Annotated in this window: 23 protein-coding genes, 7 tRNA genes and 1 other RNA gene; 21 read left to right on the forward strand and 10 right to left on the reverse strand. The window is 37.3% G+C overall.

Translation table 11 applies throughout. From position 1 onward, the window contains the following. Nucleotides 1-116: 116 nt before the first annotated feature. Genes coaE through ruvB form a run of 4 tightly spaced genes read right to left on the reverse strand, consistent with a single transcriptional unit; the run spans nt 117 to nt 3,277 of the window. Nucleotides 117-746 (reverse strand): dephospho-CoA kinase, encoded by a 630-nt coding sequence (gene coaE / locus NZD88_RS07545; RefSeq protein ID WP_259828507.1) that lies wholly within the window; start codon nt 744-746, stop codon nt 117-119. Nucleotides 747-755: 9 nt separating this feature from the next. Next, complete coding sequence (locus tag NZD88_RS07550) at nt 756-1,622, reverse strand: MBL fold metallo-hydrolase (protein ID WP_259828508.1); 867 nt, start codon at nt 1,620-1,622, stop codon at nt 756-758. Between the two features lie 14 nt (nt 1,623-1,636). Continuing rightward, nucleotides 1,637-2,248, reverse strand: a complete 612-nt coding sequence (locus NZD88_RS07555; protein ID WP_259828509.1) for an FMN-binding negative transcriptional regulator — start codon at nt 2,246-2,248, stop codon at nt 1,637-1,639. 6 nt (nt 2,249-2,254) lie between these two features. Further along, nucleotides 2,255-3,277 (reverse strand): Holliday junction branch migration DNA helicase RuvB, encoded by a 1,023-nt coding sequence (gene ruvB / locus NZD88_RS07560; RefSeq protein ID WP_073329578.1) that lies wholly within the window; start codon nt 3,275-3,277, stop codon nt 2,255-2,257. Nucleotides 3,278-3,468: 191 nt separating this feature from the next. Between ruvB and NZD88_RS07565 the strand changes: the two genes are divergently transcribed. The 6 genes from NZD88_RS07565 (at nt 3,469) to NZD88_RS07590 (ending at nt 10,957) form a co-directional block, all read left to right on the forward strand. Next, nucleotides 3,469-3,837, forward strand: coding sequence for a four helix bundle protein (locus NZD88_RS07565; RefSeq protein ID WP_259828510.1), 369 nt, complete (start codon nt 3,469-3,471; stop codon nt 3,835-3,837). Between the two features lie 47 nt (nt 3,838-3,884). Continuing rightward, complete coding sequence (hutI, locus tag NZD88_RS07570) at nt 3,885-5,111, forward strand: imidazolonepropionase (protein WP_259828511.1); 1,227 nt, start codon at nt 3,885-3,887, stop codon at nt 5,109-5,111. 2 nt (nt 5,112-5,113) lie between these two features. Then, on the forward strand, nt 5,114-6,211 hold the full coding sequence (locus NZD88_RS07575; RefSeq protein WP_259828512.1) for a DUF695 domain-containing protein: 1,098 nt from the start codon (nt 5,114-5,116) through the stop codon (nt 6,209-6,211). Nucleotides 6,212-6,448: 237 nt separating this feature from the next. Further along, complete coding sequence (locus NZD88_RS07580; protein WP_259828513.1) at nt 6,449-8,464, forward strand: BCCT family transporter; 2,016 nt, start codon at nt 6,449-6,451, stop codon at nt 8,462-8,464. Between the two features lie 138 nt (nt 8,465-8,602). Next, nucleotides 8,603-9,526: a formimidoylglutamase gene (hutG, locus tag NZD88_RS07585; RefSeq protein WP_259828514.1), complete on the forward strand. Its 924-nt coding sequence runs from the start codon at nt 8,603-8,605 to the stop codon at nt 9,524-9,526. 138 nt (nt 9,527-9,664) lie between these two features. Further along, nucleotides 9,665-10,957 (forward strand): aldehyde dehydrogenase family protein, encoded by a 1,293-nt coding sequence (locus NZD88_RS07590; protein WP_259828515.1) that lies wholly within the window; start codon nt 9,665-9,667, stop codon nt 10,955-10,957. Nucleotides 10,958-11,091: 134 nt separating this feature from the next. On the opposite strand, the gene pyk is transcribed toward NZD88_RS07590, so the two are convergent. Genes pyk through NZD88_RS07615 form a run of 5 tightly spaced genes read right to left on the reverse strand, consistent with a single transcriptional unit; the run spans nt 11,092 to nt 15,270 of the window. Beyond that, nucleotides 11,092-12,537: a pyruvate kinase gene (pyk, locus tag NZD88_RS07595; RefSeq protein WP_169232916.1), complete on the reverse strand. Its 1,446-nt coding sequence runs from the start codon at nt 12,535-12,537 to the stop codon at nt 11,092-11,094. Then, nucleotides 12,530-13,003: an IPExxxVDY family protein gene (locus NZD88_RS07600; protein ID WP_259828516.1), complete on the reverse strand. Its 474-nt coding sequence runs from the start codon at nt 13,001-13,003 to the stop codon at nt 12,530-12,532. The genes pyk and NZD88_RS07600 overlap by 8 nt, the downstream gene beginning before the upstream one ends. Further along, nucleotides 12,981-13,742, reverse strand: coding sequence for a ribonuclease III (gene rnc, locus NZD88_RS07605; RefSeq protein ID WP_259828517.1), 762 nt, complete (start codon nt 13,740-13,742; stop codon nt 12,981-12,983). Before rnc ends, NZD88_RS07600 begins: the two co-directional genes overlap by 23 nt. Nucleotides 13,743-13,751: 9 nt before the next feature. Further along, nucleotides 13,752-14,996, reverse strand: coding sequence for a beta-ketoacyl-ACP synthase II (gene fabF, locus NZD88_RS07610; protein WP_073329594.1), 1,245 nt, complete (start codon nt 14,994-14,996; stop codon nt 13,752-13,754). Nucleotides 14,997-15,030: 34 nt separating this feature from the next. Continuing rightward, nucleotides 15,031-15,270: an acyl carrier protein gene (locus tag NZD88_RS07615; RefSeq protein WP_002976354.1), complete on the reverse strand. Its 240-nt coding sequence runs from the start codon at nt 15,268-15,270 to the stop codon at nt 15,031-15,033. A 447-nt stretch (nt 15,271-15,717) separates the two neighbouring features. On the opposite strand from NZD88_RS07615, the gene NZD88_RS07620 reads away from it, so the two are divergent. Both NZD88_RS07620 and NZD88_RS07625 read left to right on the forward strand, forming a co-directional pair. Further along, the gene (locus tag NZD88_RS07620; protein ID WP_259828518.1) at nt 15,718-15,987 is read left to right on the forward strand and encodes an aldehyde dehydrogenase family protein; all 270 of its coding nucleotides are present in this window, start codon (nt 15,718-15,720) and stop codon (nt 15,985-15,987) included. Then, nucleotides 15,984-16,196 (forward strand): helix-turn-helix domain-containing protein, encoded by a 213-nt coding sequence (locus NZD88_RS07625; RefSeq protein ID WP_259828519.1) that lies wholly within the window; start codon nt 15,984-15,986, stop codon nt 16,194-16,196. Before NZD88_RS07620 ends, NZD88_RS07625 begins: the two co-directional genes overlap by 4 nt. 117 nt (nt 16,197-16,313) lie before the next feature. Here NZD88_RS07625 and ssrA read toward each other — a convergent pair. Further along, nucleotides 16,314-16,712, reverse strand: a transfer-messenger RNA (tmRNA) gene (gene ssrA, locus NZD88_RS07630). 300 nt (nt 16,713-17,012) lie between these two features. On the opposite strand from ssrA, the gene rpsU reads away from it, so the two are divergent. The 13 genes from rpsU to NZD88_RS07695 all read left to right on the forward strand — a co-directional run bounded on the left by rpsU (nt 17,013) and on the right by NZD88_RS07695 (nt 23,300). Further along, a complete protein-coding gene (rpsU, locus tag NZD88_RS07635; protein ID WP_034723363.1) occupies nt 17,013-17,210 on the forward strand; it encodes a 30S ribosomal protein S21 in 198 nt (65 codons plus the stop codon). An 83-nt stretch (nt 17,211-17,293) separates the two neighbouring features. Continuing rightward, the gene (locus NZD88_RS07640; protein WP_259828520.1) at nt 17,294-18,181 is read left to right on the forward strand and encodes a tyrosine-type recombinase/integrase; all 888 of its coding nucleotides are present in this window, start codon (nt 17,294-17,296) and stop codon (nt 18,179-18,181) included. After that, a complete protein-coding gene (locus NZD88_RS07645) occupies nt 18,178-18,468 on the forward strand; it encodes an HPF/RaiA family ribosome-associated protein (RefSeq protein WP_073329672.1) in 291 nt (96 codons plus the stop codon). Before NZD88_RS07640 ends, NZD88_RS07645 begins: the two co-directional genes overlap by 4 nt. A 107-nt stretch (nt 18,469-18,575) precedes the next feature. Continuing rightward, nucleotides 18,576-18,649, forward strand: a tRNA-Thr gene (locus NZD88_RS07650). Nucleotides 18,650-18,666: 17 nt separating this feature from the next. Then, nucleotides 18,667-18,747 (forward strand) — tRNA-Tyr (locus NZD88_RS07655). 90 nt (nt 18,748-18,837) lie between these two features. Further along, nucleotides 18,838-18,910: transfer RNA gene (locus NZD88_RS07660), tRNA-Gly, on the forward strand. Between the two features lie 94 nt (nt 18,911-19,004). Further along, a tRNA-Thr gene (locus NZD88_RS07665) sits at nt 19,005-19,078 on the forward strand. Between the two features lie 20 nt (nt 19,079-19,098). Beyond that, nucleotides 19,099-19,179, forward strand: a tRNA-Tyr gene (locus NZD88_RS07670). 86 nt (nt 19,180-19,265) lie between these two features. After that, nucleotides 19,266-19,338 (forward strand) — tRNA-Gly (locus NZD88_RS07675). A 42-nt stretch (nt 19,339-19,380) separates the two neighbouring features. Then, nucleotides 19,381-19,452: transfer RNA gene (locus NZD88_RS07680), tRNA-Thr, on the forward strand. Between the two features lie 305 nt (nt 19,453-19,757). Then, nucleotides 19,758-20,438: a response regulator transcription factor gene (locus NZD88_RS07685; RefSeq protein WP_259828521.1), complete on the forward strand. Its 681-nt coding sequence runs from the start codon at nt 19,758-19,760 to the stop codon at nt 20,436-20,438. After that, the gene (locus NZD88_RS07690; protein ID WP_259828522.1) at nt 20,439-21,809 is read left to right on the forward strand and encodes a HAMP domain-containing histidine kinase; all 1,371 of its coding nucleotides are present in this window, start codon (nt 20,439-20,441) and stop codon (nt 21,807-21,809) included. Nucleotides 21,810-22,058: 249 nt separating this feature from the next. Next, nucleotides 22,059-23,300 carry a TolC family protein gene (locus tag NZD88_RS07695; protein ID WP_259828523.1) on the forward strand — a complete coding sequence of 414 codons (1,242 nt, stop codon included), beginning with the start codon at nt 22,059-22,061 and terminating at the stop codon, nt 23,298-23,300. Nucleotide 23,301: the final 1 nt, after the last annotated feature.

A 23,301-nucleotide genomic window follows, 5' to 3' on the forward strand; every position in this document is an offset into this window, starting at 1 on the left:
CTACATACTACTAAAGCAGCCTGATAAAGGGAGAGGGTTTTACTAGTTTCTAGCTTAAGTCTCTCTAGTTTTTTATCATTAAAAACCTCGTTAGAGTATTTCTAACGAGGTTCTTTTTATTCAATACTGAAAATGATCCGTTCGGTCTGTTCCTTAAGATCCTCCAGGTTGGTGTTGTTATAAATAATACAGTCTGCTAGTTTGATCTTATCCTTTTCAGGCATTTGCTTTTCCATGACGGATTCTACTTCACGGTAGGTTTTTCCGTCTCTGTCCATTACCCTTTTGGTTCTGATATTATCTTCTGCAGTCACCAGAAGAGATTGGTAGCACTGTCTGTTCAGTTTTAATTCAAACAATAACGCTGTTTCTTTGAAGACTAAATACTTGGTCTGTTTTTTCAGCCATTCTTCAAAATCAATCTTTACAGCGGGATGAATGATTTCGTTCAATTCATGAAGCAGATCATTATTGTTAAACACCTTTTCTGCTACATATTTTCTATTGTAAAAACCATTTGAATCATAAGCTTCTTCGCCCAGCAATTCTTTGATCTTTATTTTTAGGTCTTCACTGTCATTTACAATGGTTTTGGCCCTGTCATCAGAATAATAAACTGGGAATCCAAACTCCTCAATAAAATGGGCTACAGTAGTCTTTCCTGAGCCTATACCGCCGGTAAGCCCAATGATCTTGGGTGATGGTTCCGGTTCTGCTTTCTGTGTCTCTGAATGTAATTCTTCCATAATCAAAAGTTAATATCCAAAAACGTCATTAAAACTGTGAATTTCATCTAATCTTACTCCTTTTTCAGTCATTTTAAGGCTCGCTAACTCATTGCGAGCGTCATGTTCAAAGAACAGTAAATATTCATTATCTACGCACTGTTTCAGAAACTTTCCTTTTTCTTCCATAGTAAGAAGAGGTCTGGTATCATATCCCATCACATAAACCTGGTTGATATGTCCTGCCGTAGGAATAAGGTCTGCAGCGAAAACAATTGTTTTTTCCTGGTATTGGATTACCGGAAGCATCTGCTTTTCCGTATGTCCGTCTACAAAGATCACATCCATTTTCAAATCAGGCGCAAAACCGTAGTTCCCTGTAGTAGGAAGAGGTAAAAAGTTAAGTTGCCCACTTTCCTGTATCGGAAGGATATTCTCCTTCAGGAAACTTGCTTTTTCTCTTGGATTAGGCTCTGTAGCCCATTTCCAGTGGTTTTCATTGGTCCAGAACTGGGCATTTTTAAAAGCGGGTCTGTATCCTGTTCTGTCGTCATTCCATTCGATGGCACCTCCGCAATGGTCGAAGTGAAGGTGAGTAAGGAAAACATCGGTGATATCCTCTTTTACAAAACCGAATTTCTTTAAATTTTTATCAAGACTGTCATCTCCCCAAAGAGAATAATGACCGAAGAATTTATCATCTTGTTTATTACCAAGACCGCAGTCCACAAGAATCAGTTTCTTGCCGTCTTCTATAAGCAGGGATCTTGTTCCCAGTTCAATTAGGTTTTTTTCGTCTGCAGGATTGGTTTTTTCCCACAAACTCTTTGGGACGACTCCAAACATGGCACCGCCATCCAGTTTAAATTTTCCACATTGTATAGGATATAATTTCATATATATTTTGATTATTATTTCTTTATTAATTTCATTTTTTCAGCAATCTTTCTTCCGTTCTCATCAGAATTTTCAAGCTCCGAAATGATATTTTGAAAATCATGCTCTTTTCTGTTCTGAGAAAGTTTTTGCTTGATGAATATTTCTGTCGGAATTATTTTCAGCCCGAAAGCGCCTTTCATTTCCTTTTCTACAAATTCCCTTCCCATATCTTTCACCATCACCGGACACTTCTGAAAATTTTCATATTTGGACGTTAATTTTTCCAGATGCTGATACAATTCGTCATGATTCATCAGTTGTACCTTTCCGTGGATCTGTACCGCTTCATAATTCCATGTTGAAACATTCATATGGTCGTACCAGCTGCTTGAGATATACGTATGAGCACCTAGAAAATCGCACAGAACTTCATCTCCGTCCTTTAATATTTTTGCCTGAGGGTTAGCTCTTGAAATATGAGTTTCCACAAACATATTCTCAGGATCATCTTCATTAAGCATCATCATAGAATGAGTAGCCCTTATTTTTTCAACCGAAGAAATAAGTAAAGCAAAAGCATTTTCCCTGATGATTTCTTTCATCAGATTGTAATCTTCACTTCTGTATAGTTTTGGAATAAACATAGATGGTTAAAATAATTCTCCGGGACTTCTCGGGATGGCTATATTTAAATGCTTATAGGCTTTGTCGGTCACTTCTCTTCCTCTTGGTGTTCTGATAATGAATCCTTCCTGAATCAAAAAAGGTTCGTAAACCTCTTCTAATGTTTCAGGGTTTTCAGCAATAGAAGTAGCCAGCGCAGAAATTCCTACAGGTTTTCCTTTAAAATTTTCTATCATGACACGCATGATCTTATTATCCATTTCATCCAATCCGAACTCATCGACATTAAGAGAATTCAATGCATATTTGGTAATGTTGATCTCAATTTCACCATTTCCTTTGATCTCAGCAAAATCACGTACCCTTCTTAACAGAGCGTTCGCAATTCTCGGAGTTCCACGGCTTCTTCTCGCGATTTCTATCGCTGCATCTTCATAAATCTTACTTCCTAAAACCCTTGAACTCCTCTGAATAATCATCGATAAAAGCTCAACCGAATAATACTCAAGTCTGCTCTGGATCCCGAATCTTGCCAACATCGGCTTCGTCAGCATTCCGCTTCTTGTAGTTGCTCCCACCAATGTAAAAGGATTCAGACCAATCTGAACACTTCTTGCATTAGGGCCGGTTTCCAGCATAATGTCTATCTTATAATCCTCCATAGCAGAATACAGATATTCTTCTACAATAGGAGAAAGACGGTGAATCTCATCAATAAAAAGAACGTCATTTTCTTCCAGATTCGTAAGCAAGCCTGCTAAACTTCCCGGTTTATCCAAAACAGGACCGGAAGTAATTTTACAGCCTACGCCAAGTTCATTAGCGATAATATTGGCTAAAGTTGTTTTACCCAGACCCGGCGGACCGTGCAGAAGTACATGATCGAGAGCTCCACCGCGTCGTTTGGCAGCACTCACGAAAACTTCAAGGTTTTCCAAAGTTTTTCTCTGCCCGGCAAAGTCTTTAAAACTCTGGGGACGGATCTGCTCTTCCTGCATAAGCTCTTCATGCGAGTAGTTTTCCTTATCTGGATGTAAAAAATCTGGCATTAATTCATTTCATTTACCTCAAAGATAGCAAATTTAGACTAAGGTTGAGGTTTAGATTAAGAAAATTCAAGGATAGGAAAAAGGCGAATAGTGAGGCTGAGATAGAGGCTAAGGTAAAGGCAGAAGCTAATTTAGATTGAGGATATTAATATATTTTAAGTATTTTTGAGAGGAAAAATAGACATAATAAATTGATAAAAGATTTTACCGAAATGCCTGTTTGGCAAAAAGCAATGGATATTGCTGAACGGTGTTTCCTTATATCTGCTGACTTACCTAAAGAGGAAGACTATGCACTCACTTCGCAACTAAGAAGGTCTGCGCAAAGTATTGCTGCAAATATTGCCGAAGGTTTTGGAAGAAGGACTGCTAAAGATAAAAGCAGGTTCTATGATATTTCCAGAGGCTCAGCATTTGAAACTAAAAGTCATTTGATGTATGGAAACAGGGTAAAATATTTTTCAGAAAATGATTGTTTAGAAATACAGATATTGATTGATGAAGTGATATTCGATTTAAATAAAATTACGAATTATCTAAAGAATAACAGTCAAACTTAATCTATACCTAAACAATCTTAGCCTTAATCTTAATCTAAACCTAACTAATGAAATTAATAGGACCTTTCAAACAGATCGTAACATTGGCCAATCTTCCTTTAAGAGGAAAACTTTCCGATGAGCAGATCGATATTGTCGTAGACGGAGGAATTGTAGTGAATGACGGGACCATCCAGGAAATTGGAAATTTCGAAACACTGAAATCTGAAAATCAAAATATAAACATAGAAACCATTGAAGGAGAGCAGATTGTTCTTCCCGGATTGGTGGATTCACATACTCATATCTGTTTTGGAGGAAACCGGGCCAATGATTTTGCCATGCGTAATGCAGGAAAAACATATCTGGAAATTGCTGAAAGCGGTGGGGGAATCTGGAGTTCTGTACAACACACAAGAAATGCTTCAGAAGAAGAATTACTAAAAACTTTGCTGGAAAGAATCAACTTCCTGATATCATTGGGAATTACAACCATTGAAGTAAAAAGCGGTTACGGATTGGATGTAGAGAATGAACTGAAAATGCTTAGGATAATTAAAAAAGCACAAGGAAAGACCGAAGCTAAACTGGTTCCTACATGTCTTTCTGCACACCTGAAGCCAAGAGATTTTGAAGGAAGCAATCCGGAATATTTAGAGTATATCCTTACCGAAATCTTGCCTAAAGTCAAAGAAGAAGAACTTGCAACACGTGTAGATATATTTATTGAGAAATCTGCTTTCCAGCCTGAAGAAAGTAAATATTTTTTACTTAAAACTAAGGATTTAGGTTTTGATATTACTGTTCATGCAGACCAGTTTACACCGGGAAGTTCAAGAATTGCAGTAGAAGTAGGGGCTAAATCTGCAGACCATCTGGAAGCGACTATTGATGAAGATATTGAGTTTTTAGCTAAATCAGATACTGTAGCAACAGCACTTCCGGGAGCAAGTTTAGGATTGGGAGAAAAATTCACACCGGCCAGAAAATTATTGGATGCAGGTGCCATCGTAGCGATTGCCAGTGACTGGAATCCAGGATCTGCCCCCATGGGAAATTTAATTACCCAGGCTTCCATTTTAGCAACATTTGAAAAACTGACAACAGCTGAGGTGTTAGCAGGAATGACCTTCCGTGCAGCGTATGCCTTAGGTCTTGAAGACATAGGAAAACTGGAAGCCGGTAAAAAAGCAGATTTTGTGACTTTTAAAACGGATAATTTCCAGAATGTGCTTTACAATCAGGGAAGTCTCAATGCTGAGAATGTTTATATCAGTGGAAATCAAGTTCATTAAGTATGGGATTATTTGATAAACTTCTGGGCAAAAAACAGCCGGAAAAAGAGACCAGAACCTATAAGGAGTTTTGGGATTGGTTTTTGACCAAAGAAAAGATTTTTTTTGAAGTGGTAAAAGGGAGAGAACATATTGAAGATCAGTTTTTTGATATCATATCTCCCGAACTTCGCAAGATCAACGATGGCTATTATTTCCTTGCAGGAATGAGTGATGAAAATATAGCAGAACTTATTATTACGGTAGAAGGAGATGTGAAAAAAATAATTTTTGCAGAAGAACTTATTGCCGCTGCTCCACAGCTTGATCACTGGAAGTTTACCGCTCTCAAACCTGAAACAGATATTGAAAATGTTGGGGTGAGAATGAATGACTGTGAGTTTACAAAAAACAATATTTACTTTTATTCAAACGACATAGATGGTTATCCGGATGAAATAGACCTGGCCTTTGTTTATGAAAATTTAACCGAAGAAAACAGAGAATCAGCTACGACGGGAATCTGTATTTTTCTGGATAACTTCCTGGGCGAGCTGAATTTTGCCACTCAAATTGATACCTTTAGCATTATCGGTAAAAACGAAGCAGAGCAGGAACTGATTCCGATAGAAAAACTAAGAGAATTTCTTCTCTGGAGAGAAAGAGAATTTACAGAAAAGTATAAAGATTCGCAAATTTTAGAAAATGAAAACCAGTTTTCTCTTCTTGAGGCAACTTTAGAAAATGGGATGCCGCTTATGGCTACGGTGAATGCTTCTTTATTAAAATATGATGCAAAAGCTTCCTATCCTTGGATCTCAGTCCTGAAATTTTCTTATGACGGAAGCAAAAACGATGGTTTCCCGGAAGAAAAAGATTACAATACCATGAACATCATCGAAGATTATGCAGTGGAAGTTCTCAATCCTAAAGATGGGCATCTGTACATCGGGAGAGAAACAGCAGACAGTTGTAAAAGTATTTACTTCGCGAGCAAAGATTTTAGGCAGCCTTCTAAAGTTTTTGATCAGATCATAAAAGAAAACCCTCAATATAAAATTTCCCTCGAAATTTATAAAGATAAATACTGGCAGAGCTTTGAACACTATAATGTAAATTAAATCAGATTTTTTTTTTCGGAAGGCAGATGAGACGGAATAACAGTCTTCGATTTTTATTTTTTATATAAGTTTTCTTATATTGTGACCCCATTACTGTTGATTCATTGTATAAAACAGTAATTTTCTATAGTTCTTAAGTACATCCTTGATAAGGAAAATAACGCAGTCATATTATTTCTTTGAGTACTTCTACCGGGGCTATGCCAGGTGTCTGTCAATATTAATACGAAAATAAATATGATGAAATTTAAAAATGTAAAATCTACTTTCAATAAAGGGGTAACCATCCCAAGTCTGATTTTTATTATTGGAACATGTTTTCTTTCGGCCCTATATCCTAAGCCGACAGAAAATATCCTGAATGAGATTAAACAGTTCATATTTGTTAATCTGAACTGGGTGTATGTCTGGGCGGTCACTCTGTTTGTGATCTTTTTAGTGTATCTGCTGTTTAGTAAATATGCGAACATTAAGCTGGGGGCTAACGATAGCAAACCTGAATATTCATTCTTTTCCTGGATTTCAATGCTGTTTGCAGCAGGGATGGGAATCGGACTGATTTATTTTAGTGTGGCAGAACCCATGCAACACTATTCTTCCGAAGTTTTTGCAGATAATCATTACGTTAGCAGGGCAAAACAGGCACAGCTATATACTTTTTTTCACTGGGGAATTCATGCCTGGGCCATTTATGGAGTGGTAGGACTTTCCTTATCATATTTTGCTTACCGGTACAGATTGCCGCTTTCATTACGAAGCTGCTTTTATCCATTGCTGAAAGATAAGATTAATGGTAAATGGGGAAATGCAATTGATGTGTTTGCATTATGCTGTACCTTCTTTGGATTGACCACGACGTTAGGATTTGGAGTGGTACAGATCAGTTCAGGACTAAATATACTTCATATCACTGCGGAAAATAGTTTTACCAATCAGGTGATTATTGTGATCAGCCTTATTTCTCTTTCTGTATTTTCAGCGATTAGCGGAGTAGATAAAGGCGTAAAGATTTTAAGCAATATCAATGTAATGGGCGTCATTATCCTCTTACTTTTTGTACTGATATTAGGGCCAACGGTCTATTTAATAGGAAGCTTTACCGATGGATTGGGAAACTACATTAATAATTTTTTCAATCTTACCTTCAATACCCACGTTTACGAAAAAAATGCGTTGCCTTGGTTTTATGACTGGACTATTTTATACTGGGCGTGGTGGATTTCATGGTCGCCTTATGTAGGGTTATTTATCGCTCGAATTTCCAAAGGGAGAACCATCAGGGAATTTATTCTGGCAGTTTTGGTACTTCCTACCTTATTCAATTTTATCTGGATGTCTGTGTTCGGAAACAGTGCTATTTGGTTCGATCTGAATGTGGCCAACGGAAAATTAAGTCAGATGGCATCCGATCCTGATGCATTGATGTTCCGATTTTTAGAATATATGCCTTTGTCAACCCTGACCGGATTTTTTGTTATTGCCATCATCATTATTTTCTTCGTGACATCCGCCGATTCAGGAATATTTGTGATGAACAGTATCGCTACTAAAAATGCAAAAAAATCTCCTAAATGGCAAATTGTATTCTGGGGTATTTTGCTCGCGGTGCTTTCCCTTTTATTATTAAATGCAGGTGGTTTAAAAGCCCTTCAAAGTATGACTTTAATTACGGCATTGCCCTTTTCAATCATTGTCCTTTTATTTATAGTAAGCTTAATGAAGGGACTTATTATCGATCAGAAATACTATGATACCAACTTTTCTGCATCCACCGTTCCATGGTCAGGCGAATTTTGGAAAGAGCGTTTAAAAAACATTGTTTCCTTTAAAGATAATTCTTCGGTAGATCATTTTATTCAGGTGAAAACAAAAGAAGCCTTTACAGATCTGCAGCAGGAATTTGCAGCCAATGGGATCGATGCAAAAATTAATCATTACGAAAATCCTGTCAGAACAGAAATAGAAATTCACCAGGGCGTGGTCAATAATTTTATCTATGGAGTTGAAAATAAGGTGAAAACTGTTTCTGAATACATGATGAATGAAGAAAATCTTCCCGATCTGGATGATAAGAAAACCCACTATCCAAGATCCTATTTTGGAGATGGAAGGGAAGGATACGATGTGCAGTATTTTACCAAAAATGAACTGATTTCCGATGTACTCAAGCATTACGAGCGATTCCTGGAAATTGTTTCAGAAGAACGCAACGAAATGTTCATCAGCAGTAATGCCAATCAGGGAAAAGAATGACCTGAAAAGGACATCTCCGTGGAATGACAGATGTCATGGAAAGCTGTTGAAAATGAATACAGGAGCGTTTTAATATCTAAACAATATTATTTAGATTTACCGGATAAAACGATGTAACTAAAATTTAATTTAAAACCTATGTTTCAGGACACTTGGCAAGGCAGACTAGACGGGGAAGAACTTCTTTTCCACAGAATATTCCAAAGAGTTAAAGAAGAACATAATTACGACCATATTGCGGCAGATGATTTTGTGCTGCATGGTTTTGCTGTAGATGAAGGAGTGAGACGGAATAAAGGACGACAGGGCGCGAAAGACGCTCCGGATGTGATCCGAAAGAATATGTCTAACTTTCCTGTCATCCGCCCGGATTTTTCCCTTCTGGATTTTGGGAATGTGACCTGTGAAAACGGTGACCTGGAAAGTAGCCAGAACAGTCTTGCTAAAAACGTATCAAAAGTACTGCTGAAAGGAGGAAAATCACTTGTTTTGGGCGGAGGCCATGAGGTGACTTATGCCCACTATTTAGGCGTGAAAACAGCCTTCCCGGAACAAAAGATCGGGATCATCAATATCGATGCTCATTTTGACAACAGACAGCCGGAGAATGGGGTAGGAGCAAGCTCAGGAACCGGATTCTGGCAGATTGCACAGGAAGGACAGATCAACTCGCTGCACATCGGGATTCAGAGAAATTCGAATACCCTGAAACTGTTTGATACAGCCCATCAGTACGGAATGAAATATATCCTTGCCGATGAACTCTTTTTTGAAAATCTTCCTTCAATCTATCAGCGCATTGATGAACTGATGGAAAGTGTAGATTTTATCTACCTTACCATCTGTATGGATGTTTTCAACGCATCAATCGCTCCGGGAGTTTCTGCTTCCGCATATAATGGTATCTTTGCAGATACGCCTTTTATGCATTTATACAGGCATATTTTGAAAAGCAAAAAACTGATAGCGCTGGATGCAGCAGAAGTCAATCCTTCCCTGGATATTCAGGAAAGAACGGCGAGGCTTGCAGCGTGTCTTGTGAATGAATGGTTTATGATCTGAGGATAAAATTATATTATTTCAATAGAGAAAATCATTCCTTTATTTACCCTTTAAGGAACAAAATTTGTTACTTTCACGATGCTTTTAGAATAAAGGCATTAATAAATTCATTTTTGAATTTAAAACAGAAATTAGATTATGGAACAGTTAATTGAAAATAAGCTTATTCAAGCAGATAAGACATTTTCAGAATGGAGAAAAGTACCGTTTGAAGAAAAGCAAAAGCTAATCACTAAAGCGGCAGAAATTTTAAAGAATAATTCGGAAAAATTCGGCAGAATCATTACGACTGAAATGAATAAACCTATTTCAGAAGCGATTGCTGAGGTAGAAAAATGTGCTTTGATGATGAATTATTATGCAGATGCTGAAAATATTTTAAAACCCGAAAAAGTTGAATCTGAATTTTCTTATTCTGAAGTTCATTATGTTCCGAAAGGTGTGATTTTAGGAGTAATGCCCTGGAATTTTCCTTTCTGGCAGGTATTGAGATTTGCTGTTCCTGCGATTTTGGCTGGAAATACAGTAGTTCTGAAACACGCTTCAATTTGTTTCGGAAGTGGAAATGCCATTGTAGAGGTTCTTTTAGAGGCAGGTTTTCCGGAAGGTGTTTTCCAGAATCTGGAAGTGGGACATAAAGCTGTAAAAGAAATTCTTGAGCATGATGCTGTAAAAGGAGTGAGTCTTACAGGTAGCGGAAAAGCTGGTGGAGAAGTCGCTTCAATTGCTGGTTTAAATATCAAAAAATCTTTGTTGGAATTGGGAGGAAGTGATGCTTTCATTATTTTCGATGATGCAGATTTGGATGCTGCTGCAAAAGCAGGAGCGAAATCCAGACTTCAAAATTGCGGACAAACTTGTACTGCCGCTAAAAGATTTATTATTGATGAAAAAATTGAAGGTGAATTTTTGCCGAAATTCATTGAAGAATATAAAACGTATGAAGTTGGAGATCCTTTAAATAAAGAAACGAAATTAGCGGGAATGGCTAGACCTGACCTTGCCGATGAGTTGGAAGCTCAATTCAACAGGGCATTGGAAAATGGTGCGGAAATTATTATTCCTTTGGAAAGAATTTCTGAAAATGAATTTAAACCCGGTTTAATTCGTGTTCAGGCAGGAAATCCTATTTTAAAAGAAGAACTTTTTGGACCTCTTGGAATGATAATGATCGCTAAAAGTGATGAAGAAGCTTTACAAATGGCCAATGATATTCCTTTCGGACTTTCAAATTCCGTGTGGACGAAGAAAGCAGACCGTCAGTTATTCTTTATCGAAAACCTGGAATCAGGAACGGTAAATATCAATCGAATGACGAGCTCTGATCCACGTTTTCCATTCGGTGGCAGCAAGGGTTCAGGATATGGAACGGAATTGTCTTTATTGGCTTTAAAAGAGTTTGTAACGGCGAGAACGATCGTTGGAAATTGATTTGTATAATGTACGATGTAAAAAGTATAATGCATTAATGTAACAAACTATACGCATTAAAATATAAAAATTCCCGGAAATAGATATTTCCGGGAATTTTTTGTATCTGGTCAAAAAGTAATTTTGCTTATTGCTTAAACTGTCGTCAGTCTCAATGTATTAGTTTTTCCGCCTTCGTAAGATGGAGTAGCATTGATATTGATGACAAAATCACCACTTTCGATATAACCGTGGTTGTGAGTCAGCATATTCACCTGAATAATGGTTTCATCCGTAGACTTCTTCATGTCATAGTAATACGCATGAACCCCCCAAAGAAGGTTCAGCATTGTGATCACTCTTCTGTTTCCACTGTATACAATGATCTGTGAATTCGGTCGGTGAGCGGCAAGCTGGAATGCGGTATATCCTGAGTGCGTTAAGGTAACAATCGCAGAAACATTCGTTGTTTTAGCAATTCTAACCGCTGCAAGACATACTCTGTTGGTGATGAATCTTTCATCGATACAGTTGTAATCTTTTTCCATAGGCTCATTTTTATGTTGGTAAAAATGAGTGGTTTCAATATTTTTTACAATTTTCGTCATGTTTTCAACGACCTGAATCGGATATCTTCCTACAGAAGTTTCTCCTGAAAGCATTACTGCATCCGCACCGTCCAATACAGAGTTGGCAACGTCATTTACTTCCGCTCTGGTAGGCGTAAGACTGTTGATCATTGTTTCCATCATCTGCGTAGCAATAATCACCGGCTTTGAATAGAATCTTGCCTTCTCTACCAGAGTTTTCTGGATCGCTGGAACTTCTTCCATTGGAACTTCTACACCAAGGTCACCACGGGCAACCATCAATCCGTCACATTCCAATAAAATTTCGTCAATATTTTTAACGCCTTCCGGCTTTTCGATCTTAGCAATGATTGGTGTTTTGAATTTACCGTTCGGATGTGCATTGATCAACTTTTTTAAATCGATAATATCCTGGGCATGACGAACGAACGACAATGCAATCCAGTCAACCTCCATATCAAGCATGAAATTAGCATCCTGGATATCCTTCTCCGTTAAAGCTGGAAGAGAAACGTTCGTATTAGGTAAATTAACTCCTTTTTTAGAGCTTAATGGTCCACCCTGGATGGTTTTTGCTTTTACTGTATCTATTTCGTTGGTTTCAATAACCTCCAACATCAGTTTTCCGTCATCAATAAGGATTTTTTCCCCTACTTTTACGTCCTGAGGAAACTGCTGGTAAGTCATATACACCTTCGTGGAATCACCTTCTATTTTCTCATTGGTAAAGGTCAGAATGTCTCCCGGGTTCAGGTAAGAACCTTCTTTTACAACGCCTACTCTAAGTTTTGGGCCCTGCAGGTCTCCTAAGATTCCTATAGAATAGCCATATTCCTTATTAAGCTCTCTGATAATTTCAATATTATTTCGAACTAAGTCGTAGTCTGCATGTGAAAAATTTATTCTGAAAATATCAACACCTGCTTTCATCAGTCCTAACATTACCTCCTTCGATGACGAAGCTGGTCCTAGTGTTGCAATAATTTTTGTCTTCTTTAAATACTTATTCATAATACTGGATAATTTGATAAAGTTCCTCTTCAGAACCTAATGTGTAATCTTGTATCGGAAACACAAGATTTTCCGGGAGCAAAATTACGGAAAAATCAGGAATTTGTTCCGAAGTATGCAGAATATATTCTACATCTACCTGATTATTTAATAAAAATTTAATGTTTTCTTCTTCTGTAAAGAGCTCAGTCTGCAGTTTTTTTTGCTTACTTTCCGAAGACCGGTTTGAAATGAATGTAAAACACGTCTTTGTAAACTTATGATAAGCTTCAAATCTCGGAAAATAATAATCATAATACGCTCCGTGAATAATCACATCTTTCTTTCTGGAAAAGGTAAGGCCGTTGATTTGATTTATTTTGTAGAAAAACTCATGAGCAGGTACATCTTTTGCTAATCTTACCAATCCTATGGCAATATCTTCAAATTCTATATCGTCTAGATCATAAAGTTTTTGGATTTCCAAGTATGTTTTCTTTTTTATTTAAAATATAAAATGCTCTCTGCGCTGCTTTTTCTTCTGCCTTCTTTTTGGAAGTTTCCGTCGCGTTGGCAATTTTTTCTTCTCCCAACCAGACGTGGCATCTGAATACAATGGCTTTATTGGCCTGAATTTCTTCGCAGGTTTCGTACTTTATATTTACTTTTTTCTTCTGGCTCCATTCGAGCAGAAGGCCTTTGTAGCTTACAATTTTATTTTCAAGCTTATTAATTTCGGTAGGCGTCAGCAATCTTTCCAGAATGATCCTTTTACAGGCTTCATAATGGAAGTCGAGATAGACCGCACCGATGAGTGCTTCAAATAAATTTCCGGAAATATTTTCGCCCAACGCTGCGGATCCCTGCTTTTGCAAAAGATCGATAAGCTTCAGGTCTTCACCTAATTTATTAAGATTCTTCCTATTAACAATTTTAGATTTCATCTGGGTCAGATATCCTTCGTTGGCCTGAGGATAGGTCTGGAACAGATGACAGGAAATAATTGTACCCAAAACAGAATCCCCCAAAAATTCAAGTCGTTCGTAATTGCTGTCTTGATTTTTAGAAGAACTTTTTAAAGAAAAAGCTTCCCGGTAAAGAGCAACATTCTGAACCTCTGAACCCAGCATTTTTTTTAGCTCGGTACTAAGGAAGTAGTCTCTCTCCGTTAATTTTCTTTTTCTTTGTCTGAGAAGGAATTTAGAAAAGTATTTCTGTAACTCCATTCATTGAATTTAGATTTTCTTAAATAGAACGCAAGCATTGTGCCCGCCAAATCCAAAAGTATTGCTCATGGCTACTTTTACATCTTTCTTAACAGCTGTATTGAATGTGAAATTCAATCTTTTGTCAATATTTTCATCATCAGTAAAATGGTTGATGGTAGGCGGAACGATACCATGAATAATAGTTCCTAATGCAGCAATAGCCTCAATAACACCAGCAGCACCCAAAAGGTGACCAGTCATTGATTTTGTAGAATTAATCTGAATATCAAAAGCGTGCTCGCCCAATAATCTCGAAATTGCGTTGGATTCTGCAATATCTCCTAATGGAGTAGAGGTACCATGCATGTTGATATGATCTACTTCATCAGCAGTTAAGCCTGCGTCTTCCAGACAGTTTTTCATTACCAGATAAGCGCCTAAGCCTTCAGGATGAGGGGCTGTCATATGATGTGCATCTGCACTCATACCGCCACCTAATAATTCTGCATAAATGGTAGCACCACGTTTTACCGCGTGCTCATATTCTTCAAGGATAATAGATCCTGCACCTTCGCCCAATACAAAACCGTCTCTGTCTTTATCAAACGGTCTTGAAGCTGTGGTAGGATCATCATTTCTTGTAGAAAGTGCCATCATCGCATTAAATCCACCGACACCACTTGCTGTAACGGCTGCTTCAGAGCCACCGCATACAATCACGTCAGCTTTTCCTAACTGGATAATCATCTTGGAGTCAATTAGTGCATTGGCAGATGATGCACAGGCAGATACCGTAGTATAATTCGGCCCGTGAAAACCATACTCAATGGAAATGTGTCCAGGAGTGATATCCGCAATCATTTTAGGAATAAAGAATGGGTTGAATCTTGGAATTTCCGTATTCGCCCATCCTAAAACCTCTGTTTCGAAAGTTTCTAAACCTCCGATTCCTGACCCCCAAATTACTCCGACTCTGTTTTTATCAACATTGTCTTCCATAATTCTGGAGTGTGCTACCGCTTCTCTTGCGGCTACAAGCCCAAGTTGAGTATTTCGGTCCATTTTCTTTGCTTCTTTCTTATCGAAATGCTGCAATGGATCGAAATCTTTTACTTCGCAAGCGAATTTAGTTTTAAAGTTTTTGGCATCAAAAAGAGTAATCGGAGCAGCACCGCTCTCACCTTTAAGAAGATTTTCCCAGTATTCTTTTGCATTATTTCCAATTGGTGTTATTGCGCCAAAACCGGTTACAACTACTCTTTTTAATTCCATAAACTTTTAAAATTTTCTTTTTTGTTGAAGAATATTATTTATTTACTACTTCTTCGATGTAAGCGATAGCGTGCCCTACAGTAGTAATTTTTTCAGCCTGATCATCAGGGATTTGAATATTGAATTCTTTTTCAAATTCCATGATTAACTCAACGGTATCCAATGAATCAGCTCCTAAATCGTTAGTGAAGCTAGCTTCAGGAGTTACTTCTGTTTCTTCAACGTCAAGCTTATCAGCGATGATAGCTTTTACTCTTGATGCAATGTCTGACATAGTAAATTATTTTTTTAATTGTTAGATGGTGCAAATATATAAAATTCTTCACGATAAAACATTTTTTTAGTCTTTTTTGTGGGTAGACTATACTTATTTTATAGTAAGAAGTTTTAGTGTTTTAGTTTTCAGCTATTTATGTTTACTATGCAGGTCATAAGTAAAATGAATGGGTATTTCGGTTAGGGATGATGCAAAAATCGTTTACAGTAAAAGGTAAATCAAGCGTATTTCAAGTCAGGAATTGAATTAAATAATCATATTCCGTAACAGGTTTATTTCTGTTGAATTTAATAATGATAGGCCTTTTTTACTTTTTATCAACTCAATTATAGATGAACTTACAGATAGATTCTGATCTTTTTAATAAAGTTGAATTGAGCCATGCAGCAAAGTACATACTTGGGAATTGTAAGAACTTTATCCTGTTCAATTAAAATAAGGAAGATGAAACGTATAGACAAATCTTACTTCAATGGCAAATTTGTAGGAGTAGAGGGAATTGAAATATTCGATTTGATCAATCCAACGAACCGTGAAAACATTGGAGAAGTGATTTTGGAAGATGAAAATGATACCAGGAATGCAATTGCAGCAGCAAAAGAAGCTTTTAAAACATTCTCGAAAACAAGTGTGGATGAACGCATTGAAATTCTTAAAAATCTAAAGAAAACTGTTGAAAGGCGGGGAAAAGAACTAAGTGCTTTAAACTTATGATAGAAACTTTGCGTTATTTTGAAAAGATATTCAGCACTGCTCCTAGAAAATGGCTGCTCGAAAAACGACTTCAGGAAGCTCATTGTCTTTTGGAAAAAGGCAAAAAGGCAACGGATATCTATTTGGATCTCGGTTTTGAAGACTTTTTTCATTTTTCATTTGCTTTCAAGAAACAGTACGGTCTGCCGCCGAGCAGACTCTCCACATAGCGTTGATTTGATATCTAAGATGACGGCAACTACGATTGGTATGTTACAGTAATCTTATATAAGGAGTTAAAGAACGATTTGTAATAAAAAAAGAGAGTCTGAAGACAGACTCTCTTTTAGTGGAGTTGGAGGGATTCGAACCCTCGTCCAAACAAGCAACACATAAGATTTCTACATGCTTATTCTACCATTGATTTTCGACTGAAGGCAGAGGGCAGACACCCAACATCCAGCTTATCTTCTGAGGTTTTCGAGTTTCAGCCAAAGCATCTGAAACCTTATTTCTACATTCCTATATCTCAGGATCAAACGCCGTAGAACGGAGCATTTGTGAGATATCTTGCTTCCTTACTATCTTCGGGAAAGCGCTTGAATCTTACTTTATTCGGATTAAGCTGCAAGAGCGAACTCTTCGTTGCCAGTTAAAGTTGTGTAGCAAGGGATTTAAGAGATCGCGCTACGGTTCTCTGCATGCTTACTTACCCATTGATCTTGCTGTCGAAACCAGTCAACCCCATGAATAAAGTGACTGCAAAGATAAAGTTTTTTGTTTATATACCGTTCATAATGTAGTCTACTTTTTGGAATTATGCTGACATAGGATAGTTTGGCAATGTTTTCTCAAATGAAATGATGTCTAATGGATTGATTTTTAGACATAAAATAAGGTTTAGATTATATGGCAATGCATACTTATCCACATTCTGATGTGTTTTTGTGGATAAGTTATTTGCTTTTTTTTTTATTAAATCAGAGTTAAATTTTGTGGTTTAATAAAAAATGTCTAGTTTTGCAACCCAAAATGAGATGTAAAATATGTTAATAATTCCAGTAAAAGATGGGGAATCCATCGACAGAGCATTAAAAAAATATAAAAGAAAATTTGATAAAACGGGTACAGTTCGTCAATTGAGATCTAGACAAGCGTTTATTAAGCCTTCTGTAACTTTAAGACAATCTAGACTGAAAGCCGCTTACAAACAAAGAGGGCTTAGCAAGGAAGAGCAGGCTTAAGATTTTTCTTAACCACATACTAAATTCACTTCTTAAATATTCGTATATTTGAGAGGTGGATTTTTGTTTTTATACCTTACGTGATGTTGCATAAATATTTAGAATATTTACAGTTTGAAAAGAGGTATTCGCCTCATACCGTTACAAGCTACAAAAAAGATCTTGAGGATTTTTCTCATTTCTATCTCAAAACAGAAGCTTCCGAAGATATTTCCCGGGCAGATAAAAAAGTGATCAGGAATTTTATCGTTGAATTAAGTGAAAATAATATTTCAAAAAGAAGCATCAATAGAAAATTGTCTTCACTCCGAAGTTTTTATTTATTTCTTTTAAAAATAGGGGAGATCAAAGTTTCTCCCACCGAAAGCATCTCTTCTCTCAAGTTTTATGCTGAAAAACAGATTCCTATCTCTCAGGAAGAAATGCAGACGCTGAGCGATGATATACTACTAAAGACGGATGATATCCTTGAAAAATGCATTATTGAAGTATTATACCAGACCGGGATCCGTAAAGCCGAGCTTTGTGGCCTGATGTTTGAGTATGTTAATTTAGACGGAAACGAGCTAAAGGTCATAGGAAAAGGAAATAAAGAACGCTTTATTCCGATCTCCCAGGACTTGTCGGATCTGCTTAGACGTTATCTTGAAATAAGGCAACCTGAGAACGACCATCAATCATATTTTTTTGTCAATAAAAAGGGTAAAAAACTCTCAGAAAAATTTGTTTATGTGGTAGTTAATAAGTACCTTAGTCTTGTAACAACGAAAGAAAAAAGAAGTCCTCACATCCTTCGGCATAGCTTTGCTACGCATGTTTTGGATAATGGGGCGGAGATCTCCAAAGTAAAAAAAATATTAGGGCATTCCAGTCTTGCAAGTACTCAAGTCTATACGAATGCCAATATTGAACAATTGAAAAAAGTGTTTAATCAGGCTCACCCTAGAGCATCTAAAAAAGAAGAATTATGAAGATTACAGTTCAATCAATTGGTTTAACACCACACGAACCATTAGAATCACACATTGACAAAAAAGTAAGCAAATTGGAAACCTTCTATGATAAAATTCATGAGTGCAAGGTCTTCCTAAAAGTTGAAAATACCTCGGATAGAAGTAACAAAACTGCTGAACTTATTTTAGCCGTTCCGGGAGACGATATCGTAGTAAAAAAGACATCTGAAACTTTTGAAGAAAGTTTAGACCTTTGTGTTGATACAGCTAAAAAGCTACTAATCAAGAAAAAAGAGATGGCGTAGAAAAAAAAGATAAAAAAAGTCATAAAAAAGTTTGAGAATTCAAAAAAACCGTTCTATCTTTGCAATCGCAAAAAGGGAACAGCGTTCTTTTGAATTCTTTTTATTATGCCTCCATAGCTCAGTTGGCTAGAGCAGCTGATTTGTAATCAGCAGGTCGTGGGTTCGAGTCCCTCTGGAGGCTCTTTAATATAAACATTCGGGAAGATTCCAGAGTGGCTAAATGGGACTGACTGTAACTCAGTTGCTTCGGCTTCGCAGGTTCGAATCCTGCTCTTCCCACAGTTTATATTTAGAAAAAAAGTCTTGCAGGTTTAAAGAAAGTTTCTTAGATTTGCAAACCGTTAAACCAATAGTTTTGGAAACAAAATTGCGGAAGTAGCTCAGTTGGTAGAGCGTCAGCCTTCCAAGCTGAATGTCGCGAGTTCGACCCTCGTCTTCCGCTCAATTTCACACCAGTTTAGGCGTGATTTTTTTTAAACAACTGAAAAGCTCAGAGTAGAATTTTCTCAACAGCTTTCAGTCGTAACATTAAAATTGCCTCCATAGCTCAGTTGGCTAGAGCAGCTGATTTGTAATCAGCAGGTCGTGGGTTCGAGTCCCTCTGGAGGCTCAATTTTAATATAATATTTTGGGAAGATTCCAGAGTGGCTAAATGGGACTGACTGTAACTCAGTTGCTTCGGCTTCGCAGGTTCGAATCCTGCTCTTCCCACAATTTATATTAAAAAAAATCTTGCAGATTTAAAAGGATTTTCCTAGATTTGCAAAGCGTTTACCAATAGTTTTGGAAACAAAATTGCGGAAGTAGCTCAGTTGGTAGAGCGTCAGCCTTCCAAGCTGAATGTCGCGAGTTCGACCCTCGTCTTCCGCTCAAAGAAAATCACGCTGATTAGTGTGATTTTTTTTAGTTAGTGCCGACTTAGCTCAGCGGTAGAGTGCTTCCTTGGTAAGGAAGAGGTCACGGGTTCAAGTCCCGTAGTTGGCTCTCAAATTTCCCGAATTTCCTTCGGGATTTTTTTTTGCCCAAAATTTCCAGACTCAAATTAACATAAAGGAATTTCAAAGAAGCGGAAAGATTGTTTTTAGGGACAGAGATCCTAGCGAGATCATCAAAGGGATCTAAAAGACCGCTTTGGAAGACAGGAAAAAGAATAATAACCTCCTTCAACTGAATCAGCGTTAAATCTTATCTTTTAATTTAATACTTCCGGTAGAAAACGATTAATATAGCAACGCCAATTAGCATGAATAGTCATAATTTTTCGTTAAATTCGTATCAAATAATTTTTGATGAATATTCTTTTATTGGAAGATGACCTTATTCTATCAGCAGAACTTTGCCGGTTTTTGGAATCAAACAGCTTTACGTGCGATAAAATCTACGATGGTGAAACCTTTCTCCGTCAGATTAGGAACAATACGTATGACCTGTATCTGCTGGATATCAATGTTCCCAAGATCAACGGACTTGATGTTTGTCAGACCATCCGTTCTTTCGATAAAAATACCCCCATTATCATCATTTCGGCCTACGGAGATATTTCCGATAAAAAAGATGCATTTACGAGACTTGCTGACGACTATCTGGTAAAACCTTTTCAGTTTGAAGAACTTCTACTGAGAATGAATTCATTGTTGAGAAGAAAATCGCCTTCCGATGCCTCTGATCAGGATATCATCAGAGTAGATGACCTGATCATCAATAAAACAGAACAGAAAGTCTATAGAGCCGGCAATGAAATAGCCCTTACTCTGAAAGAATTCCAGTTGCTGGTTTATCTTGCCGAAGCACAGGGAAGAACGGTTTCCAAACAGCAGATCACTGAGCACGTATGGGAGCATAACTTCAATACGAACACCAATACTGTAGAAGTCTACATCAATTTTTTGAGAAAGAAGATTGATAAAGACTTTAAACTAAAACTTATTCATACCCGTTCCGGTTTCGGATACTACCTAAGTACATTGTAGATGTCTTTAAAAAGAAAGATAGCTTTAACGATCAGCATCGCTTTCTCCCTGCTTTTTGCAATGGTGATGGCCGTTATCTATATGTCTTTTAATGATTTTAGGAGAGATGAATTTAAAGAAAGATTCAGGCAGCGTCTCGAATTTACTTCCCACTTCATTTCAAAGTCTAAAGATTTTGAAGTAGAAGCTCCTATCTTTTTTAACGAAAACTCAGACAACATCCTTCTGAATGAAACGATCTTAATTTTCAATAGTGATAAAGAGTTGATTTATAGTACGATCAAGGACCGTAATGTAATCTGGGATAGTGCTCTTCTTAAAGAGCTGGATGAAAAGAAGATCATATACACAGAGAAAACAGTTCCTGAGATCTACGCAGCGCTTCGGAATATCAATGGCGAAAATTATTATATCCTTACCAGCGCTTTTGATACCAATGGAAAATCAAAACTTGAATACCTTAAATACCTTTTGATCACAGCTTATGTGATGAGTACTCTTTTGATCGGTTTTTTCAGCTACTATTTTATGGGACAGTTTCTGCGTCCCCTGGAAGATCTTAATACTGAAATTTCGGAAGTTACCGCCCATAAACTTACAAAACAGATTCCTGTTCAGGAGTCTAATGATGAGATCAATGTTTTGGCAAAATCCTTTAATACGATGATTGCAAGGCTGGATGATGTTTTTCAGTCGCAGAAAGATTTTACAGCAAGTGCTTCTCATGAGATCAGGACTCCGATTACAAGGATGGCATTTCAGCTTGAAAATCTGATCAAATTTGAAGAACATTCTCCCGAAACCCTTTCCTCTTTAAAACAGATCCAGCGGGATGTTTATCAGCTGTCTGATCTTACCAATTCTCTTTTGCTGCTTACAAAATTCGACAAAGAAAATATCCAGAGTATTTATGAAGAAGTAAGGATTGATGAAGTGATATTTGAAGCTTTCGAAGCGGTCGAAAAAAGTTACCCTTCCCTGAAACTGGATTTCCTGATCTCTGAAGACACCTCGGAAAATGGCCTGCTAACCATAAGTGGCATCCATTCTTTATTGGTGATTGTATTTATCAATCTCTTTAAAAATGCAGCTGTATATTCGGATGATGCAGAAGTAGATGTTTTAATCACCGAAACCAATGATCAGCTTAATGTTGATGTGATTTCTCATGGAAATACCATTCCTGAAGAAGAACAGACAAAACTATTTGAAGCCTTTATGAGAGGGAATAATTCTCAGAATATTTCCGGTTCGGGTCTTGGTCTGCGGATTGTCAAAAGGATTCTGGAATACCACGGTGCAGAAATCAGATATACTTCTCCGGCCGAAAACACCAATAAATTTGCCGTTACATTTAATAAACAGCTTTAATTTTATCGCTGCATCAGAATTTACTTTGTCTTACAACCGTAAGCCAGACGGATTGCTCCATATTAAAGTTTTTCCCATTTAGAAATTCCCGGTCTATTCTTACGACAGTTTTCTCCATTCATTTTAAATAAATATTTCAATAAATGTAGTATTTATCGTGGTTCTAAATCAAATTTAATTTTTTTTTAAGGCTCCTTTAAGGCCATTTTAATCGCATAATGGCAATTTTGTACCATAAAAAAAGATAGAATGAACAAAATTGCAGGGCTGTTTATTGCCGTTTCCTCATTCATGGCAGGGCAGCAGCAGATGTCACTTTTGGACTGTGAAGAGGCTTTTCAGAAAAACAATCTTCAGCTTCTCGCAGAACAATACAACATCAATATGGCTGATGCAGATATTCTGCAGGCTAAGATTTGGGAACTTCCCCAACTGAGCGGGCAGATCAATGCTTATAATCCCGAAGGTAAAAAAGTCTTTGATATAGGACGTGCTAAAGGAGCAGAGATCACTCAGCTCATCTATATGGGCGGGAAAAAGAAAAATGAAATTGCTTTCGCGAAATCAAACAAAGAATTGGCCCAGCTTCAGTTTTCACAGCTTCTGGTAGATCTGAGAACCCAGCTCCATGCCGGCTACTTCAACCTGTATTACGAAAAACTGAAACTCGATAATACCAACAAGCAGCTTGGCTATATGAATGATCTCCTAAGTGCTTACCGTGCTCAATCTGCAAAAGGTAATGTTTCCCTTAAAGACGAAGTAAGACTGCAGAGCTTAGTAATCCAGCTTAACAATGATAAACTTGGTATCAATAAGAATATTCTTGAATTTGAGCAGAATTTAAAGGTACTCACGGGAAGTTCAGATGATATAGAACCCCAGCTTTCTGATGCTGATGCAAAAGAAATCCTTGCCGCACAGCCTTTCGGAGACGAAAGTGAATTAAAGAAAAAAGCACTGGAAAATAATTCCGACTATCAGTATTTTCTAAAATTAATAGACAACAGCAAACTATACGCACAGTGGCAGAAATCTCTCAATGTTCCGGATCTGAATGTGGGAGCGGGATGGGACCAGAACGGAGGAACCTTTAAAAATGAGGTTAATCTTATGATAGGGATTCCGCTGCCATTATGGAAATCCAATCAGGGGAATGTGGAAAAGGCCAATTATGCCATTCAGCAAAACCAGAAAAATGCAGACTATCAGAAACTGAATCTTGAAACGAAAGTGCAGTCCGCTTATAAAACCTGGAAAAGTCAATACGATCAGCTCGCGGAGATCAAAACCACGGACCTTAGCAATATGGAACTGGTCTATGACGGAATGCTGAAGAATTTCAGAAAAGGAAACGTCAACCTCATAGAATTTACAGATTTCATGGACAGCTACAGACAAACTGCACTCCAGATTTATGATATGAAAAATGAAATCATGCAGTCTGCAGAACAACTTAATCAACTCATACAAACGAAAATCTTCTATTAAG

The sequence above is a fragment of the Chryseobacterium pyrolae genome (genome assembly GCF_025153485.1).
Classification (GTDB): domain Bacteria; phylum Bacteroidota; class Bacteroidia; order Flavobacteriales; family Weeksellaceae; genus Chryseobacterium; species Chryseobacterium antibioticum.